Origin of the sequence: Mariniphaga anaerophila (assembly GCF_900129025.1) — a bacterium.
GTDB classification, from domain to species: Bacteria; Bacteroidota; Bacteroidia; order Bacteroidales; family Prolixibacteraceae; genus Mariniphaga; species Mariniphaga anaerophila.
Genome location: NZ_FQUM01000008.1, coordinates 104,821 through 124,247, shown reverse-complemented (window position 1 = coordinate 124,247; position 19,427 = coordinate 104,821). Strand labels below are relative to the sequence as shown.

Genomic DNA, 19,427 nt, shown 5'->3' with positions numbered 1-19,427 from the left:
ATTTAAGTGGATTATTCGGGACATTTTTGGGAAAATATTTAATATAATCCGTTGTATCTGCATTTTCAAAGAAAACCCACAACCAAAAATTATGCTGAAAAACATCTGTAAAACTTTAGTTTTCAACAAAATCAATCAACCTTAAATTTTGAAAAATCCGTTTTTAATTATACTTTATCGGCAGAAATGTGAAAGAATAGCCAATAGAACTATAAACCAAAAACCGCGGTCTGATGAAAATATTTTTTTTAAGTAATCAAAATTCCTGCAGAAGCCAAATGGCCGAGGCAATCCTTCGCAGTTACAATAAAAATATTGAAATTTATTCTGCGGGAATCAAGCCGACAGATCATGTTAGCCCGATTGCAATTGAGGTGATGGCAGAAATAGGAATCAGTCTGAAACCACAAGTTCCGCAGCACTATTCAAAATTCGATGATATGGAATTCGATTACCTGATTACGGTAGGCGACGGGACAGTGGAACAACTGCAGGTTCCGCCCATTAAATGCAAGCGAAAAATGCATCTCGGCTTTCATAACCCCTACCAATGCTCCAACGACAAAGAAGAAATAAAACAAAAATGCCGGGAGATAAGGGATGAAATAAAAACCGAGATGGATTATTTCTATTATCGGATTTTGAAAAAACAGATTGACAAATCCGCTTAACCAGCAACAACTTTTGCCACTTCTTCCGGATCAATCGGAACCCTCTTTCCAATAACTTCGCTACCTGTTTCTGTTATCACGATGTCGTCCTCAAGCCTGATTCCCCCAAAATCACGGTATTCATTTACTTTATCGAAATTAATGAAATCAGCATTGGTTTTATCGCGTTGCCACTGGTCAATAAGTGCTGGGATAAAATAAATTCCGGGTTCGTTGGTAACTACAAATCCGGGCTGTAACCTACGCCCCATACGCAATGCAGAAGTCCCAAACTGAGTAGAAGGACGAACCTCATCGTCGTATCCAACATAAACCTGTCCCAGGTCTTCCATATCGTGTACATCAAGCCCCATCATGTGGCCTATTCCGTGAGGGAAGAACAAAGCGTGAGCCCCGTTTTTAACAGCTTCCTTAACATCGCCTTTCATAAGTCCCAATTCTTTTAAACCGGAAGCAATTACCTCAGCGGCTGCCATATGAACCGATTTATATGTTACACCCGGGCGGGAGAGTTCTGTTGTCTTATTGTTTGCAGCAAGCACGATTTCATAAATTTCACGCTGCTTCTGCGTAAACTTTCCGCCAACCGGAATGGTTCGGGTGAAATCTGAAGCGTAATGCAACAACGATTCTGCGCCGGCATCCACCAGCATCAATCCGCCTTCACGCAAAATTTGTGAATGGTCGTGGTTGTGCAGTGTTTCACCATTTTGCGACAAAATTACCGGGAATGAAATAATACCGCCACCTGCGGCCGCAATGCCTTCGATGGTTCCTGCTATTTTTTGTTCCCAGGCGCCGGGTTGAGCCATTTTCATGGCAGTAACGTGCATTTCGTAACCGGTTGCACAAGCTTTTTTTATCTCTTCAAGCTCTTCCGGACCTTTAACTGAGCGCAAATCCACTACGGCTTTTATCAGTTCAACCGAAGCATAATCGCCAATTCTCAGCGAAGAAATCCCCAGTAGTTGTTCCAGCCAGATTTTATTTTCGGCGCGGTACGGGGGCAAAATATGTACTTTCCTGCCTTGTTTAATTGCTCCGGAAATAAAGTCATTCAGTTTTGCCAGCGGAGCAGTTTTTACAACACCTACTTTTTCAGCATTTTCCTGAATGGAAACTTGTGGCCCCATCCAAATGATGTCGTCCATGTCCACATCATTTCCAAAAATGTAATCTTCACCATTGTCAAAATCAATTACACCTGCCAGTCCCGGAAAATCGAGTCCGAAAAAATATAAAAAAGAACTATCCTGTCTGAAATAAAACGTATTGTCCGTACAATTCATGGGAGAATCAACATTCCCCAAAAATAGGGCTACGCCTTTATTCATCTTACTTTTAAGGCTATTTCTTCTGCTTGTGTAAACTTCTTTATTAAACATATCTTTCTTATTTTAATTACCTTAATAACCTACGAATATATAATTTTTAACCTGTTTATTTTTTAATTTGCAGTATTATTTGTCGTAACAAATAATTAGTTTAAAAAACCAAAAGAATTAAAACCGAGACAATGAAAAAACTATTCTTTGCCATTTCCCTCCTTTTCATTTTTTTCTCCGCCGGGGCGCAGGAAACCAATTCTGAAAACTTTTTAAACCTGAACAAACCCGAGCGACTGGAGTGGTTTCGGACTTTAGGATTCGGAATGTTCATCCATTTCAGTTTCGACAGCCAGCTTGGGGTTGTAATCAGCCATTCGATGGCCGGTGCATCCGATGATTATCTCAACCGGTTTGTTAACGAATTGCCCAAAACCTTCAATCCGAAAGACTATTCGGCAAAAGAAATAGCCGCCCTCGCAAAACTGTCCGGCATGAAATACATTGTATTCACAACCAAACACCACTCCGGTTTTTGCATGTGGGATACCCAAACCACTTCGTTAAACATTATGAATACTCCGTACGGGAAAGACATGCTGGCCGAGTATGTCGATGCAACGCGGGAAGCAGGATTGGCAGTTGGATTTTACTATTCTCCGGAAGATTTCAATTTTCTGTACGAAAACGGACTGCAGGTTCGCAGAAGGTTTCCAAATCCGTTGCCCGACAGCACAATGTTGAAATACCTCGAATTGTTAGAGCTTCAGTGCATGGAACTGATGGCTCAGTACGGCGATATTGACATCATTTTTTTTGATGGCGGAGAAGGACCGTTGCAGGAAAAATGCAAAAAAGTGGTGTGGGAACTTCAGCCCGATATTGTTGTAACGCGCGGCGCCATAAAAACGCCGGAGCAAACCGTTTTGGGAATTTCGTCTGACGAGCCATGGGAATCGTGCATCACCATGGGAACGCAATGGGCATACAAACCAACAAACGAAGCGTACAAAACCGGGAATCGGCTCATCGAAATTTTAATTGAAACCCGCGCAAAAGGAGGGAATCTGCTTCTGAATGTCGGGCCGAAACCAAACGGCGAATTGCCCGAACAGCAGGAAGCCAATCTGCGGGAAATAGCTGCGTGGAATTTCATTAACCACGAAGCTGTTGAAAACGTGGCTCCGTGGATTTTACCCAACGAAGAGAACATTTGGTTCACCTGGAATCCCCGCGAAAAAACAGTGTACGCATTTCTTACCAAAATTCCGGATTGGGCTAGAGGCGAACGAAAAAATTTTCTTATCAAATCGGTAAAAACAACAGAAAAAAGCGAGGTGAGTGTGCTGGGACAATCAGGAGAACTGGTAGAGTACCAGCCCAAAACAGATGCAAAAACCTACTTCGAACAAAAAAAGGACGGACTACATATTTCCTGCGTGCGCGCCCAGCGAATTTACAACAACCACAAGTGGCCAAACCCGATTGTTTTAAAAATTACTCATGTGGAACCCGCTCTTGAACCGCCTGCAATAATTACGCTACCTGCATCTTTTTCTGAAGGAAATAGCAAGCTGACTTTTCACGGCCAAATAGCAAAAACAGGTGATTCCAACTTATTGAAAGCCGGTTTTCAGTATCGGGAATACGCTGGCTTTGTGGAAGAATTGTATTCGGATGAGTGGAAGGAAACCGGAACTATTTCAGTTTCAGAAACCATGGAGTTTTCCGTAAATCCAAAAATTCAGAAAAAAGGAAAAGAATACCAGGTCAGAGCATTTGCCGACCACCCAAAACTACGAGTCTACGGAGATATTACAAGAGTCAGATTTTAATCAGCACTTGTCAAAACAATCAGAAAAACTATCTTAGTGCTACTAAAAACAAGGAAAGTGAGACTTTTGAAAATTAAACTGCACTGGCAAATCCTCATTGCTTTTATTATAGCTGTACTTTTTGGTTATTTTGTTCCCCACGGAGTTCAATATATTTCGTGGATTGGCGATATTTTTCTCAGAGCGCTAAAAATGGTTATAATTCCGCTGGTATTCAGCTCTATTGTAAGTGGTGTTACCAGCATGGGCGACGGAAAAAACCTGGGAAGACTTGGGGTGAAAACAATGTTTTACTATTTGGCAACCAGCACACTGGCAATTCTAACAGGACTTGCAGCTGTTAACATAATTAGGCCCGGAGTCGGAATCGACCTCGGATTCTCGAAAACAGTGGAAGGACTAACTGAAAACACCAGCTCTGTTAAAGATATTTTATACCGGCTGATTCCTGAAAATGTAATCGATTCAATGGCGCGCGGAGACATTCTCCCTGTAATATTTTTTGCCATTCTTCTCGGTTTTTTCATTACCAAAGCCGGAAAAGGACACCGCCAGTTGCTAACAAACTTTTTCGATGCCTTTTTTGATGTAATGATGAAAATTACGCTCTTCATCATCAAATTTACACCGCTGGGAATTTTTGGGATTGTAGCTACTGAAGTCAGTCGAAATTCTGAAGAGCTGGCCAGTATTGCAGGCAGCCTTGCCGTTTACAGCCTCACGGTTGTAATAGCGCTTCTTTTCCATGCGCTGGTGTCGCTTCCGCTTATTGTTCGCTTCATCGGCAAAGCCAAACCATATTCTCACCTAAAAAACATGGCAGCGCCGCTTTTAACTGCTTTTTCCACTTCATCGTCAAGTGCAACACTGCCACTAACCATGGAAGTACTGGAAAACAACAGTGGCATTTCCAACAAAGTTTCCAGTTTTACTTTGCCTTTGGGGGCGACAATAAATATGGACGGAACCGCACTTTACGAATGTGTTGCGGCCATGTTCATTGCACAGGCATATGGCATCGACCTCTCTTTTGGACAACAGATGCTGGTTGTATTCACTGCACTTCTTGCGTCAATCGGAGCCGCCGGAATTCCAATGGCCGGCCTGGTAATGATGACCGTCATCCTCTCTGCAGTGGGGCTTCCGTTGGAAGGAATCGGGCTGATACTGGCGGTTGACAGGATTCTCGACATGCTGCGCACATCGGTTAATGTTTGGAGCGACAGCTGCGGCGCCGTAACCATCGCAAGGTCTGAAAAAGAAAAAACAAATGTAGCAATTTGATTCTTTAACTTTTATGGAAAGTTTTTCTCAGGATTCTCTATTTTTGCGCCTTTTAACAGCTATTATTTAACCAAAACAATATGAACGTGAGTAGAATTATACGGTATTCAATTTTAATTGCGATTCTGTTTTCCCTTTCCAACTGCAAACAATCCAAAACCGATGTCCTTTACGATCGGAAATACATTGACCAAATAAAAGCTGCGCGAACTGACGCCGGTTTTTACCTGTCGGCTAATCTCGTTCCGGGAGGCAATTTTGCCGTTGCCAAAAACGGTAAAATTATTTATTCGGAAGGAATGGGACTTGCCTCTGAAGATTTAAACGTTCCGGCAACTCGCAATACCAAATTCAGAATAGGACAGGTTTCTGAGGTTTTTACGGCTCTTATTTACCAGAAAATGGTAGAAGAAGGAACGCTTCAACCCGACTCTGTTGTACAATACTACTATCCGGGTTTTCCAGAGAAAAAATTCCCGCTGCCAATTCATCACCTGGTTTCTCAAACTTCCGGAATAAGGGAACCGAATGAAAACGAAAAAGACTGGAGAGGACTGAATATTTCGTCAGAACAGGGGCTGGATAGTTTTAAAGCAGATTCGTTGTTGTTTACCCCCGGAATGTACATGCTTCCCTCCATGTTCAACTACAACCTTTTAGGGGTAGTTATGGAAAAAGCCACCAATAAAAAATTTCACAGCATTTTAGAAGAGTATGTTACAGATACGCTGAATTTGAAATTTACCGAACCCGACAATCCGCTTGCCACCATAAAAGGGAGAAGCGATTTTTTCGACCATAATTTTATTGCCCAGGTTGTAAAAGCAACTACCCGGGACATGCGCTACAAAGCGCCGTCAGAAGGATTACTCTCCAATGCCGAAGATTTGGTTAAACTTGGAAATGCAATACTTTATTCTGATTATTTCACAACCGGGTTTAAAGAAAAACTGTTTGAACCGGTTCTTATTTCAGGAAGCACGCCTTCGCGCATGGCAAACGGCTGGATTCTGATGACCGACAACAGCGGACGGAAAATATACGGCAGAAGCGGCACGGTAACCGGAGGAGGCGCTGCATTGCTAATTTATCCGGACGAAAACCTTGTTGTTGCATGCGCTGTTAATGTAGGCTCGTTATCTGACGATTATCCGGTTTTTGCAATGGCACAACACTTCTTTTCTGAAAACGAAAAGCAATCTAAGGAAAACACGCCTGCCGAAAACAAGGAAGAGGAGGCACAGCCGGACAAAAAATAATTTGGTTTTTGCCCATAATAAAACAAGGGGGATACTTAATTTAAGCATCCCCCTTGTTTTGTTATCATTTAAAAAATAGGCTAATTCACAGACGGAGTAATCACAATTTTCCGAAATTCAACCGGGCCATGGTCTCCCTGCAAAATAATTGGTCCGGGGTTGCCTTCCTTACTGTCGAGCGAACCACCTGTTATTCCGGGAATAATCCGGTTAGAAATAATTTCAACTCCATTGTACACAACGGTTACATGCCTTCCTACCAGCGTTATTTCATAACTCTGCCACTCGCCTGCCTTTTTTGCAACGTTTACCGAAGGTTCAATAAAACCGTAAATACCACCAACGCCGGTGCTGCTTACGTCAGTTCCGTAGTCGTCCATAATTTGGAGTTCGTACCTGCCACGCAAATAAATTCCGCTGTTGCTTCCTTCCGGATACCTGAATTCGACACTGAGTTTAAAGTCGTCGTACCTTTCGGTTGTTACCAGATTTCCTCCGGCTTTCGCATTAACCAAAACTCCGTCGACCATGCGAAACTCGTTTTTTGCCGGGACAATCCAGCGCGACAAGTTATCGTCCAGCAGATTTTTCGGATTTCCCCACACCGGAGGTTCTTTTCGTTCGAGGCTCGGCGCCCTTACACCTGTCCAGTAGAGTTTATGGCCGTCCAGTATTTCATAACCGGTCAGCTTGTCATCCTCCAGAGAAAACTCAAAATAAATATCTTCAATATCCATCCACTGTGGAGGAATGGTGAAATGGTATTTACCGTCTTTAGCAGAATAGGAAATTTTAGAAATCGGACGGGCGCTTCCCTCGTACCCCACATAGTAGCCAACAAGCGTAGAAAAACCGGAACGTTTTATTTCCAGCCATCCGGGAAAACCATCGGCATCCATCAGTCCGTGGCGGAAAAGTCCCAACTCTTCCATGTCATCATCTTCAATAACCACGGTAAGATTCCACCTGCCAATCACTTCAGAACCATCGCCGGGTGATTGCGCAGACACGAAAACGGGAGCTAATAATGTTAAAACCAGAAGTAACAGAATGTTTTTGTTTTTTTTCATCGCAATTAATAATTATAGAATAATACAAAGTTTCCAATAGACAGAGTAAAATCGCCGGAGCGAATCTATGCAAAAAGGATTTTAAAAGAAATCTCTATTAAAATCTCGTTTTTATATCCGGCAGGTAATTATTGCGCCAGCCGGCAATATAATTGAATTAGTTTTCCGGCCGATCCACATAAAGCTGGGCCGCTTCCACTTTTATTACAACAATTTCGTCGCCTTTATCAATAAAACCACCTTCGGTAACAGCGTCGTAAACTTCGCCTTCGATGAGCACTTTTCCTCCCGGACGAAGGACAGTTTGAGCGATTCCTTTTTTTCCTTTTAAGGCGATAAATGACGAATCCACATTCAGATACCCATCTTCTACATCCTGAACAGTATTTAATGCCAGATTTTTAAACGGGCCGGAATGGGCAGAAAACAACTTATTGCCGAGATACAACGACAAAATAAATCCGCCGAAAACGCCTGCAACAACAGTCATTATTGCAACGCCAAGCCGCTGGGTATTCACCGGTTCAAAATCGAACACCACATTTTCAATCAGGCTCAACACCAAACCTATAAAAACAAGAAGAACACCGGAAACGCCAGCAACTCCAAACCCCGGAATAACAAAAACTTCAAGGGCAATTAATATCAAACCAACAAGGAAAAGCAAAATTTCCCAGTGTTCGGCCAGTCCTTCGAGGTAAAGCGGGGCAAAATAAAGAACAGCAGCAAGAATCGCGACTCCCAGAGGAAATCCAATTCCGGGTGATTGCAACTCAAAATAGATACCGCCAATAATGGCCATTATTAAAAGCCCCGAAATCATCGGATGAACCAGAAAACCAATTATCTTTTCAATCCAGCTCGGCTCATACTCCACAATTTTGTATTCATCGATTCCCACTTTCTGCAATACCTCCGGCACATTCTCGGCAACTCCTTCGCAAAAGCCGTATTCAATCGCTTCGCGAGGTGTAAAAGTCAGGACCTTTCCCGTGTCGATAATTCCTTCAATAAAAACTGAAGGGTCAACCATTGCTTCCGCAATTTTGGGGTCGCGACGCCACTTGTAAATGGTATCATTTTCCGAAACAATTGTATCCTTTCCGTGCGACTCGGCCGTTGAGCGCATTGTTGAGCGCATATAACTCTGGTATTTATCGGGCATGGCCTGGCCGGTTTGATTAACTACAGTTGCGGCTCCAATACTTCCTCCTGAGCGCATGTAAATGCTGTCGCAGGCAACCGAAATTAACGCCCCTGCCGACGCGGCGTTGTTATCGATAAAAACATATACGGGAATCGAACTCTGCAAAATTTTTGTTCGAATGGAATCGGCATCCAAAACTGTTCCGCCATAGGTGTTCATATGAATCAGAAACACATCTGCGCCCAACGAATCTGCCGCTTCAAACGCCTGCTTTGTCTGCCGCCAGGTTGCTTTTGTAATTTCTTGTTTAATATTGAGTTTATACACCAGTTTTTCGGCCTTCTCCTCTCCTTCTGCAAACAAAAAAAGCGGGAAAAAAATCAGTACAAATAGTAAATTCCAAAATTTATTCATTGTTCAAGTTCTTTCGTATTGACAAAACGATTTAACCTGATTACAGGTTCTGCAGCGAAGTTATAAATAAATCAGCCACATCAAGCGAAAAAATAACGCCCTTCAAAAAAAAACCTAATTCGCCTAAATTGCTACCTTTGCGATGCATTTTTTAAGAAAAAATAAAATGAATCAGAACAGTTTGACAGCCATTTCGCCGGTTGACGGCAGATATCAGAATAAAGTAGAAAACCTTTGGAAATATTTTAGCGAATATGCCCTGATAAAATACCGTGTGTTTGTAGAAATCGAATATTTTACGGCGCTTTGCGAAATTCCGCTGCCCCAGTTAAAAGATATTACAAAAGAACAACTCCTTAAACTCAAGGAAATACACCAGCAGTTTTCCATTGAAAATGCAGAACGCATAAAAGAGATTGAAAGCGTAACCAACCACGATGTTAAGGCTGTTGAATATTTCATCAAAGAACAGTTCGACAAAATAGGATTGGCCAAATACAAAGAGTTTATTCATTTTGGACTCACTTCGCAGGATGCCAACAATACAGCTTTGCCTTTAACCATTCATCATGCTTTAACCGAAGAATATTATCCGCTTTTGCAGCAACTAACGAATAAGCTCGAAGAATTATCAGCACAGTGGAAAGACATTCCGATGCTAGCAAAAACTCACGGGCAACCGGCATCTCCAACCAAGTTGGGAAAAGAAATCAGGGTTTTTATTGAACGGATTCAGGTTCAGTTGGAACAGCTAAAAAGTCTGCCCTGTTACGCAAAGTTTGGTGGCGCAACCGGAAATTTCAACGCACATTTTGTGGCATACCCAAATATCGACTGGCAACAATTTGCCAACTCTTTTTGCAAAGAAAAGCTGGGGCTCGAGCGCTCTCAGTTTACTACTCAAATTGCGCACTACGATAATTACGGAGCTATTTTCGATGCCATAAAACGCATCAACAATATTCTGCTCGACCTTAATCGCGACATGTGGAGTTACATTTCGATGAATTACTTTAAACAAAGCATTAAAAAAGGCGAAGTAGGTTCGTCCACCATGCCACACAAAGTAAACCCCATCGATTTTGAAAACTCCGAAGGAAACATCGGAATTGCCAATGCCGGATTCGAACAACTCTCGTCGAAGCTTCCGGTATCGAGGCTGCAGCGCGACCTGACAGACTCTACTGCAACCAGATTTATCGGCGTTCCTTTCGGGCACACAATTATTGCCATAAAATCAACACTAAAAGGGCTGGGAAAATTGCTTCTGAACCCGCACACCATTGAAAAAGATTTGGAAGAAAACTGGGCGGTTGTGGCCGAAGCCATTCAAACCATTTTGCGCCGCGAATTTTTCCCGAATCCATACGAAGCGCTGAAAGATTTGACCAGAAAAAATGAGGTAATTAACAAACAGTCCATTCACAACTTTATTGATACATTAAACGTTGATGACGCTGTTAAAAAGGAATTGAAGCAAATTACACCGCAAAATTATACCGGAATTTTTTAAATGAAAGACTTTATACATCTCCTTCGACGGTTTATCCCGCCCTACAAATGGAAACTGGCATGGAACATTGTTTTCAACTTTCTGAGTGCCATTTTCGGAGCCTTTTCATTTTTGCTGCTCATCCCTTCGCTCCAGATTCTTTTCGGAACGCAGGAACTGGTAACAATTAAACCGGAATTTACTTACAGCATTTCTTCGTTTTCAGAATATGCGAACTACCTGATTAGTCAGGTGATAATAAAATACAACCATGAAAAAGCATTAATTTTCATCGGAATTTTCATTATCATCACCGTTTTTCTGAAAACAGGTTTTTATTACTTGGCCAATTACATGATTGTTTTTATTCGTAATGGCGTGGTACGGGATATTCGATCCAGAATTTATAAAAAAATACTGAAGTTGCAGTTGGGATTCTTTTCTGACGAACGAAAAGGAGACATAATGGCGCGCATGACCGGCGACGTTACCGAGGTGGAAAATTCCATAATGAACTCGCTGGACATGATGATTAAGAACCCGATTCTCATTATTGTTTCTGTTGCGGTTATGGTTTACATGAGCTGGAGTCTCACTCTGTTTGTGTTTGTGATGTTTCCCATTGCCGGCTACATTATCGGGCGCATTGGCAAAAGCCTGAAGAAAGAGAGCCGCAAAGGACAAAATAAAATGGGTGAAATTCTGTCGGTAATCGAGGAAGACCTTTCCGGGTTGCGAATTATCAAAGCATTCAACGCCGAAAACAAAGCCGAAGAACGATTCGAAAAGGAAAACGAAAGCTACTTCAACATTATGAACCAGCTGATGTGGAGGCGTTTTCTGGCTCACCCTATGAGTGAATTTCTTGGCACAGCCGTTATTATTATTGTATTGTGGTATGGCGGCCAACTTATTTTAAACCATAAAAGTTCGCTCGATGCAGCCGCATTTATCGGATACCTTGTTTTCTTCTACAACATAATAAACCCGGCAAAAGCTTTTTCAACGGCACTGTACAGTGTAGAAAAAGGACTGGCTTCGATGGAACGAATTGACAAAATTCTGAACACGCAGGAAACAATCGTCGAAAAACCAGAGGCAACACCAATTAAAGATTTTCACTCAGATATTTCTTATCAAAATGTATCATTTGCATACAATTCTACTCCGGTTTTAAAAAACATCTCGCTGAATATTAAGAAAGGTGAAACAGCCGCGTTTGTGGGACGTTCTGGAAGCGGAAAAACCACACTGGTTGACTTACTGCCACGTTTCTACGAAGTAACGGACGGAAAAATAATGCTCGACGGGACAGACTTACGCGATCTGAAACTGAAAGACCTGCGCAACCTCATTGGTTATGTAAATCAGGAACCAATTCTTTTCAACGATTCGTTTTACAACAACATTGCGTTCGGACTTAAAAATGTTACCGAGGAGCAGGTGATAAATGCCGCGAAAATTGCCAATGCACACGATTTTATCATGGATACTGAAAATGGTTATCAAACCACAATCGGCGACCGTGGAGACAAACTTTCAGGGGGACAAAAGCAGCGAATTTCCATTGCACGTGCCGTAATGAAAAACCCGCCGATACTTATTCTTGATGAGGCTACTTCGTCGCTCGACACCGAATCGGAAAGCCTTGTACAGGATGCGTTGGTCAAGCTAATGAAAAACCGGACGTCACTGGTAATTGCACACCGGCTTTCAACCATCAAAAATGCAGATGTTATTTACGTTCTGCATAAAGGGGAAATTGTGGAACAAGGCACCCACGACGAGTTGCTGGCTTCAGATGGGCGTTACCGAAAGTTGCACAAAATGCAAATGTTTTAAAAAGATGTTAAAAGGCTGCAGAGATGCAGCTTTTTTTGTTTTTCTACGGAGACAGGCTGAAGTAAAACTGTACATCATTTTATATACGACCACAAAAAACAAGCGAGGCTCTGCATATTGCTGAACCTCGCTTTTCGCTTGCACGGGAGGAGAGACTCGAACTCCCGACACCTGGTTTTGGAGACCAGTGCTCTGCCAACTGAGCTACACCCGTGTTTATTTTGCGAGTGCAAATATAGTAATTCATTCTAAATTACCTAAAACTTTTTTTGAATAGCAATGGCCATTTTCTGCAATTATCTTTTGAATAGAAAAACATCTGAAAAAAGAAAAATTATTTCATTCTGAATGACAGCTATTTTAAAGAAAAACAATAGCCGAATTCCCAGAAACTATTCTCCCAAAAGAATTTCTTCGGGATACTCCACATCAACAAGGAAAAGCCCCTGAGCAGGAGCCGAAGCGCCTGCAGCACCTCTGTCCTTTTGTTCTATTATTTTTTTGAAGCCTTCCAGAGAGAGCTTCCCTTTGCCAACTTCCAACAGGGTTCCTACTATTGCGCGAACCATATTCCGCAAAAAACGGTCGGCTTTAATTTCAAAACACAACGTACCATTTTCCTTTTTCCATTCGGCCCGATAAATTTTGCAAAAATTGGTTTTCACATCTGTGTGCAACCTGCTGAAACTTGTAAAATCAGAATACTCAAAAAGGCTTTTTGCGGCGTCGTTCATCTTATTAACATCCAGCTCTCCGTGAAAGAAAAAAGAAGTCTCGGTTTGAAACGGACTTTTTTGCGTTGTAATATAGTATTTGTATGTGCGCGAAAGGGCGCTAAAACGCGCATGTGCTTCCCGGTTCACGCTCCATATTTTCTGAATGGCCACATCCGGCGGCAAAAATCCGTTCATCCGAAATACCAGTTTCTGTGTATCTTCAATCTTTTTCGAAGCGTCGAAATGCAAAATGTAAAACGAAGAATGAACTCCGGTATCCGTGCGGCCGGCGCCTGTAACAGATATATCTTCACGTAAAACGGTTGAAAAAGCCTTCTCAACAGTTTCCTGCACAGAAAGCGCGTTAGGCTGAATTTGCCAGCCATGATAATTGGTTCCTTTAAAACTAAGTTGAACAAAGTAGCGTTGCATTCCGACCTTTTAAATAAAAACAAATTAACAACTTTAATACGAAAATCGCCCAATAATAAAAACCCGTTTTACCTTTTGATTCGCCCAAAAAAGCCAATATTTTCCGAGTCATAAAAAAAGGCTGGAAAAATCCAGCCCCTAAAAATTCTTATATTCAAAAAAACTATGATCTCGGGTGAAATTGATGAATTGTACTTTTCAGGTAATCACGGTCTAAATGCGTATAAATTTCCGTAGTTAAAATTGACTCGTGCCCCAGCATTTCCTGTACTGCACGCAAATCGGCGCCGCCATTAATAAGGTGGGTTGCAAACGAATGTCTGAAAGTATGCGGACTAATCTTTTTATCGAGGTTTATTTTCTGCGCCAAGTTTTTAATTATGGTAAACACCATTACCCGACTCAGCTTTTTCCCCCTCCGGTTCAGGAACAGAACATTTTCACTTTCTTTGCTAATCTTCAACCGTTTGCGATAGCCATTCATATACTTTCCAATCTCTTCAACTGCGCGGCTACTAACCGGCACCAGCCTTTCTTTATCGCCTTTTCCTTCTATTTTGATAAATCCCTGTTCGAAAAACAGGTTAGTCACTTTCAAATTAACAAGTTCGGAAACGCGCAGCCCGCAACTGTAAAGCGTTTCCAGCATTGCTTTATTCCGCTGGCCTTCGGGTTTCTCCAAATCAACTGCATCAATAAGCGTATCAATTTCTTCCATCGACAGTATGTCCGGAAGTTTGCGTCCAATCTTTGGCGACTCCAGCAATGCAGTGGGATCGCTGGAAATTTTTTCCTCGATTAACAAGTATTTATAAAACGATTTTATTCCAGAAATAGTCCGCGCCTGAGTACGTGGACTCACTCCTTTTTCGTTGAGCCATTCCACAAACTTCTTCAGGTGATTCAACTTTACTTTCTCCGGCCCTATTCGTTTAAAGTTTTTACCCAGAAACTCTATCAGTTTATTTATGTCGTTTATGTATGCTGCAATGGAATTTTGCGACAACGACTTTTCCAGTTTAAGGTAATTCTCAAACCCCTTTTTGCTTTCCTCCCATTTCATATCTTTCAATTTTTATTTTTTAAATCCGGTGATTTAAATAATTTTGAAACAACTATTCCTGAATATAGATAATTTAAATCAAACTACGTTTAAATAAACTTAAAGTTACTATAAAATATATTAAAATTGAAATAAAATGAATTTATTGATTATCAACGGTCCTAATTTAAATTTGCTCGGAAGAAGAGAACAAAATATTTATGGTTCAGAGCAATTTGAGGATTATTATGAAAAGTTAAAAACTCTTTTTCCAGATGTCAATTTCAGCTATTTTCAGTCGAATATTGAAGGCGAATTGGTTGATAAAATTCACGAATACGGTTTTTCTGCTGACGGCATTATAATTAATGCAGGAGCATACACACATACATCGGTAGCCATAAGAGACGCAATTGCCGGGGTTACAACGCCTGCAACAGAAGTACACATATCAAACACGCTTACACGCGAAGACTTCAGGCACAAATCGCTTATTGGCCCCGTGTGCCGTGGTTGCATTATGGGATTCGGACTGGATTCTTACCGGTTGGCTGTTTTAAGTTACTTGCTCACCTGAAATCGATGACTTCAACATCGTCGTAATCACTGGCGTTAAACATAAAAAATGAATCGGGCAGTTCGGTTTGAGTATCCATCTTTTTAACTTCAACTCCGTAGATATTCCCGTCGGTTCCGTACAAAAGAGCCGATTTAATCATCTTGTCCGATTTACCCAGAGAAAGTAATATTTTGGAAACCTGAAACTCGTCAGAGTCAGGAAAAAGCTCTATCTGCTCACAGGCGCTGTTTCCTACAGTTTTTTCTCCAATGTATTTCGATTGAAATCCTTTCTCGTAAATCGTAAACACAGTAGAAGGATCCATCAGGTCGCTTCCCCCGTCTTCCATGTTCGAAATAGTAACCTGGTTCCCGTCTTTCATATAATTCCATATTGTTTTTCCGTCAGAAAAAACCTTCACCCCAAGTTCGGGCAAGTCTACCATATACTTTTGCCCTTTCAGTTTTATGGAACCTTCGTTTCGTTCGTCAATGTCCATTTGCTCATTTTGCATAGAAAAAACAAAATCAGCAGAAATTGATTTATACGAGCGCGTTTTTTCGCTTACTTCTTCCAGAATTTGTTTGGCCCGAAGATCTTTCTGTGCGTTACTTAAAAGAAAAGAAGCCAGAAACAGGCCAAAAAGAAAAATACCCTTCATATTAAAATTTTAATTAAAGCTATTCAATAATTGTTCCAAACTGTATTCGTCCTGAAGCAGAACCTGGCGAGCCTTGCTTCCTTCGCTGGGGCCTACCACTCCGGCAGCCTCCAGTTGATCCATAATTCGTCCGGCGCGGTTATATCCAATGGAAAATTTCCGCTGAATCATGGAAGTAGAGCCCATTTGATTTGCAACTACCACTCGTGCTGCGTCGTTAAACAGTTCGTCCCGGTGGTTCAAATCCACCTCACCCGGACCAACCTCATCTTCGCTCACATACTCAGGCAGCAAAAATGCGCTCGGGAAACCTTGCTGTTCCGAAATAAACGTACAAATATTTTCCACCTCGGGAGTGTCAATAAAAGCACACTGAACACGAGTCATATTACTTCCCTGGGCAATAAGCATGTCTCCTTTACCAATTAACTGATTGGCACCGGGCGTGTCCAAAATTGTGCGGGAGTCGATCATCGAAGCCACTTTAAACGCAATTCGCGCCGGGAAGTTGGCCTTAATTACCCCGGTAATAATATTGGTAGACGGACGCTGCGTAGCAATTATCATGTGAATACCCACTGCCCTTGCAAGCTGTGCAATACGAGCAATCGGCAATTCAATTTCCTTGCCGGCAGTCATAATCAAATCGGCAAATTCGTCGATAACCACAATTATGTATGGCAAAAACCGATGCCCTTTTTCCGGATTCAATCTGCGGCCGATAAATTTCTTGTTGTATTCTTTTATGTTACGGGCATGCGCCTTTTTCAGCAAATCGTAACGCTGATCCATCTCCACATTCAACGAGTTCAGAGTGTTTTTTACCTTCTGAATATCGGTGATAACCGGCTCCTCTTCGTCGGGCAATTTAGCCAGATAATGTTTTTCCAGCACCGAATAGAGGTTCAGTTCCACCTTTTTCGGGTCGATAAAAACAAACTTAATTTGCGACGGATGCTTTTTATAAAGCAGTGACGTAATAATTACGTTAATGCCTACAGATTTACCTTGCCCGGTTGCACCTGCCACCAGTATGTGCGGCATTTTTGTAAGGTCGAACATGTAGGTTTCGTTAGAGATGGTTTTCCCCAGAGCAATGGGCAGGTCAGCTGTGCTTTCCTGAAATTTCCGTGAGCTGAGAATAGACCGCATGGACACAACCTCGGGTTTCCGGTTTGGCACTTCAATACCAATTGTTCCGCGCCCCGGAATAGGTGCAATTATTCGAATTCCCAACGCTGCAAGGCTTAAAGCAATATCGTCTTCCAGGTTCTTTATTTTTGCAATACGAATACCCGGCGCCGGAATAATTTCATACAGCGTGATGGTAGGGCCAATGGTTGCCCTGATTTTTACAATTTCTATTTTATAATGCCGAAGGGTTTCAACAATTTTATTTTTGTTGGCAAGCAGCTCCTCGTTACTCACCTCCGCGTTTCCCGAACTGTGCTCTTCAAGCAATTCCAAAGAAGGAAATTTAAATCTGGAAAGCTCCAGGGTCGGGTCATAATCTTCCATTCCTTCGCCTGTAAAATTCGCTTCAACTTCCTCTTCCTTTTTATGGTGAACGGTCAGCTCCAAACCTTCCTCTTCTTTTTCTTCCGGCGCCGGCTTAACTTCCTGATGAACCTCCTCTTCTTCAGCGCGCTGAATTTCCATGGGTTCTTCATCTGCCACATCCGGTTCAAATATCGCCTTTATATTATCTTCCTCGTCAATCACTTTTGAAATCGAATCATCAGAAATCAAAGGCTCTTCTGCCGGGCTGTCTTCTTCTGAATCTTCTTCGGCCACAATCTTCTCCCGTCTTTTAAATATATTTTTTACTGCAGAATATACTTTTTCGAAACGGACGACGAGAATCGACAAACCGGAAATAAAGAGCAGCAACAATAAACCAATTTTACCGATCAGCGTGCTTAGCCAGCTTCCTAACACAAAACCGTACTGCCCCCCGGGATAGATAAAAGAGGATGCACTGGTTTTTGGAAAAACGAATCCTAGAAACACAGAAAACCAGATGACCGTCAACAGTGTATAAATTACTGTTCGCCTGTATTTCACCAAATTCCTTCCCAATATTTTAAACCCGCTTACCACAAACAGATAAATAAACAGGAACGACGCTATGCCAAAACCGCGATTCATTAATTTTTCAGAAAGAAATGCGCCGGTTTTTCCGGCTTTGTTTTCAACTTTCACATCGGAGTTAAAAACCAGTTCTTTCCACGACAAGTCGAGCTTGCTCTGGTCGGCAGCGCCAAAAAACAAAAAGGAGATAAAGGCAATCAGCAAATAAGCCGATATGAGCAAAATGAAAATTCCCAAAATAAATCTAAACTTTTCATTCAGAAAAAAAGGCTGCGTTTTTTGTTTCTTCTTCTGCTGCTTCGAATTTCCGGGCTTTTTTGCTTTAAATGCCATGTTGCTTCGCTTGTTTTTATTAGTCGGCAAATTTAACCAAAAAAATGAGGTTCCCGGTTTCTTCCTCGTTCAAAAAAGGAACAGGTAAAAATTAAAATTAAAAACAAAAGCCGCTCTTTTCTTTCGGATTAACAACCGTTTGCCACTCATTTTTAAAATTTATAAGATACTGTTTTATAACCACATATAAAACAAAAAAAGCTGACTAAAATCCATCTATTTATTTTATCCTTTTTTTATGTTTGTTTCCTATCAAATCATAAAACCATGAATAAACTGGCAGTGGTTGCATTGGGCGGAAATGCCCTGTTACGCAACAACGAAGAAGGGACAATAGAGCAGCAGGAACAAAATGCTGCCGACACGGTTGAAAACCTTGTTCACCTTATTAAAGACGGATACGAATTGGTAATTACACACGGCAACGGGCCACAGGTTGGAAACATTCTGATGCGAAACGATGCCGGAGAAAAAATGTACAGCATTGCACCCATGCCACTGGATATTTGTGTGGCAGATTCACAGGGAGGAATCGGGTACATGATTGAGCGCATTCTCCGAAATGTGCTGAACAAACACGGCATAAAAAAGAATGTGATTACCATGGTAACCCTGGTAGAAGTAGACCAAAACGACCCGGCATTTGAGAATCCTTCGAAACGGGTTGGAAAAACATACAACAAAGCAGAAGCTGAGCGTTTGGCCGAAGAAAAAAGCTGGATATTTAAGCCGTCGACCAAAGAGAAAAACGGATTCAGACGGGTTGTCCCCTCCCCCGTTCCAATCGATATTATCAACAAAGAAACCATCGAACTGCTGGTAAACAACGGAAACATCGTAATAGCAGCTGGAGGAGGTGGAATCCCGGTTTATTACGACGAAGACGGCAACGTACGAACAGTAGATGCAGTAATAGACAAAGACCGGGCATCGGGGCTACTGGCAAAAAACATTGGTGCCGACGAGCTGTACATTTTAACCGACGTACCTTTTATTTATAAAGATTACGGGTTACCTACTCAAAAAAAGCTGGAATTTCTGAACTACGCAGACACCTTAAATTACCTCGAAATAGGTACATTTGCCGAAGGTACAATGGAACCGAAAATAAAAGCTTGCCTGGAGTTCATAAAAAACGGAGGCAGCAAAAGTGTGATTACAGAGGCAAAAAAACTGGAAGACAAATCGTTCGGCTCCAAAATAACCATGAACTACGACCAAAAAGACATTGAAAAACAAAAATATTAAAACTGA

The 19,427-nt window shown here is 41.8% G+C and carries 15 protein-coding genes and 1 tRNA gene; 8 read left to right on the top strand and 8 right to left on the bottom strand.

Translation table 11 applies throughout. The features are described 5' to 3' along the window. The first annotated feature begins 233 nt into the window (after positions 1-233). Positions 234-671: an arsenate reductase ArsC gene (locus BUB08_RS16090; protein ID WP_073002931.1), complete on the top strand. Its 438-nt coding sequence runs from the start codon at positions 234-236 to the stop codon at positions 669-671. Here the strand turns inward: BUB08_RS16090 and BUB08_RS16085 are convergent. Then, entirely contained in the window at positions 668-2,056 is a 1,389-nt protein-coding gene (locus BUB08_RS16085; protein WP_073002930.1) for an aminopeptidase P family protein, read from the bottom strand. The genes BUB08_RS16090 and BUB08_RS16085 overlap by 4 nt on opposite strands. A gap of 131 nt (positions 2,057-2,187) precedes the next feature. On the opposite strand from BUB08_RS16085, the gene BUB08_RS16080 reads away from it, so the two are divergent. The 3 genes from BUB08_RS16080 to BUB08_RS16070 all read left to right on the top strand — a co-directional run bounded on the left by BUB08_RS16080 (position 2,188) and on the right by BUB08_RS16070 (position 6,374). Continuing rightward, entirely contained in the window at positions 2,188-3,831 is a 1,644-nt protein-coding gene (locus BUB08_RS16080; RefSeq protein ID WP_073002929.1) for an alpha-L-fucosidase, read from the top strand. 57 nt (positions 3,832-3,888) lie between these two features. Beyond that, entirely contained in the window at positions 3,889-5,115 is a 1,227-nt protein-coding gene (locus tag BUB08_RS16075) for a dicarboxylate/amino acid:cation symporter (protein WP_073002928.1), read from the top strand. A gap of 86 nt (positions 5,116-5,201) precedes the next feature. Beyond that, the gene (locus tag BUB08_RS16070; protein ID WP_175550026.1) at positions 5,202-6,374 is read left to right on the top strand and encodes a serine hydrolase domain-containing protein; all 1,173 of its coding nucleotides are present in this window, start codon (positions 5,202-5,204) and stop codon (positions 6,372-6,374) included. 80 nt (positions 6,375-6,454) lie between these two features. Here the strand turns inward: BUB08_RS16070 and BUB08_RS16065 are convergent, their stop codons facing one another. Further along, positions 6,455-7,444 carry a 3-keto-disaccharide hydrolase gene (locus tag BUB08_RS16065; protein ID WP_073002926.1) on the bottom strand — a complete coding sequence of 330 codons (990 nt, stop codon included), beginning with the start codon at positions 7,442-7,444 and terminating at the stop codon, positions 6,455-6,457. Positions 7,445-7,601: 157 nt separating this feature from the next. Further along, a complete protein-coding gene (locus BUB08_RS16060) occupies positions 7,602-9,005 on the bottom strand; it encodes an NfeD family protein (protein ID WP_073002925.1) in 1,404 nt (467 codons plus the stop codon). A 166-nt stretch (positions 9,006-9,171) separates the two neighbouring features. Here BUB08_RS16060 and purB point away from each other — a divergent pair, with 166 nt between their 5' ends. Then, entirely contained in the window at positions 9,172-10,518 is a 1,347-nt protein-coding gene (gene purB, locus BUB08_RS16055; protein ID WP_073002976.1) for an adenylosuccinate lyase, read from the top strand. After that, positions 10,519-12,339, top strand: a complete 1,821-nt coding sequence (locus tag BUB08_RS16050) for an ABC transporter ATP-binding protein (protein ID WP_073002924.1) — start codon at positions 10,519-10,521, stop codon at positions 12,337-12,339. It abuts the gene before it with no gap. Between the two features lie 141 nt (positions 12,340-12,480). Here the strand turns inward: BUB08_RS16050 and BUB08_RS16045 are convergent. From BUB08_RS16045 to xerD, 3 genes are all read right to left on the bottom strand, one after another. Continuing rightward, positions 12,481-12,553: transfer RNA gene (locus BUB08_RS16045), tRNA-Trp, on the bottom strand. A 178-nt stretch (positions 12,554-12,731) separates the two neighbouring features. After that, positions 12,732-13,487 (bottom strand): tRNA pseudouridine(38-40) synthase TruA, encoded by a 756-nt coding sequence (truA, locus tag BUB08_RS16040; RefSeq protein WP_073002923.1) that lies wholly within the window; start codon positions 13,485-13,487, stop codon positions 12,732-12,734. A gap of 163 nt (positions 13,488-13,650) precedes the next feature. After that, positions 13,651-14,550: a site-specific tyrosine recombinase XerD gene (gene xerD, locus BUB08_RS16035; RefSeq protein WP_073002922.1), complete on the bottom strand. Its 900-nt coding sequence runs from the start codon at positions 14,548-14,550 to the stop codon at positions 13,651-13,653. Between the two features lie 136 nt (positions 14,551-14,686). Between xerD and aroQ the strand changes: the two genes are divergently transcribed. Beyond that, positions 14,687-15,106 carry a type II 3-dehydroquinate dehydratase gene (gene aroQ / locus BUB08_RS16030; protein ID WP_073002921.1) on the top strand — a complete coding sequence of 140 codons (420 nt, stop codon included), beginning with the start codon at positions 14,687-14,689 and terminating at the stop codon, positions 15,104-15,106. Here aroQ and BUB08_RS16025 read toward each other — a convergent pair. Together BUB08_RS16025 and BUB08_RS16020 are read right to left on the bottom strand one after the other, a co-directional pair. Beyond that, entirely contained in the window at positions 15,099-15,749 is a 651-nt protein-coding gene (locus BUB08_RS16025) for an outer membrane lipoprotein periplasmic chaperone LolA1 (protein WP_073002920.1), read from the bottom strand. The genes aroQ and BUB08_RS16025 overlap by 8 nt on opposite strands. A 9-nt stretch (positions 15,750-15,758) precedes the next feature. Continuing rightward, positions 15,759-18,173 carry an FtsK/SpoIIIE family DNA translocase gene (locus tag BUB08_RS16020; protein WP_073002919.1) on the bottom strand — a complete coding sequence of 805 codons (2,415 nt, stop codon included), beginning with the start codon at positions 18,171-18,173 and terminating at the stop codon, positions 15,759-15,761. A 267-nt stretch (positions 18,174-18,440) separates the two neighbouring features. On the opposite strand from BUB08_RS16020, the gene arcC reads away from it, so the two are divergent. Beyond that, positions 18,441-19,421, top strand: a complete 981-nt coding sequence (gene arcC, locus BUB08_RS16015) for a carbamate kinase (RefSeq protein WP_073002918.1) — start codon at positions 18,441-18,443, stop codon at positions 19,419-19,421. Positions 19,422-19,427 lie beyond the last annotated feature (6 nt).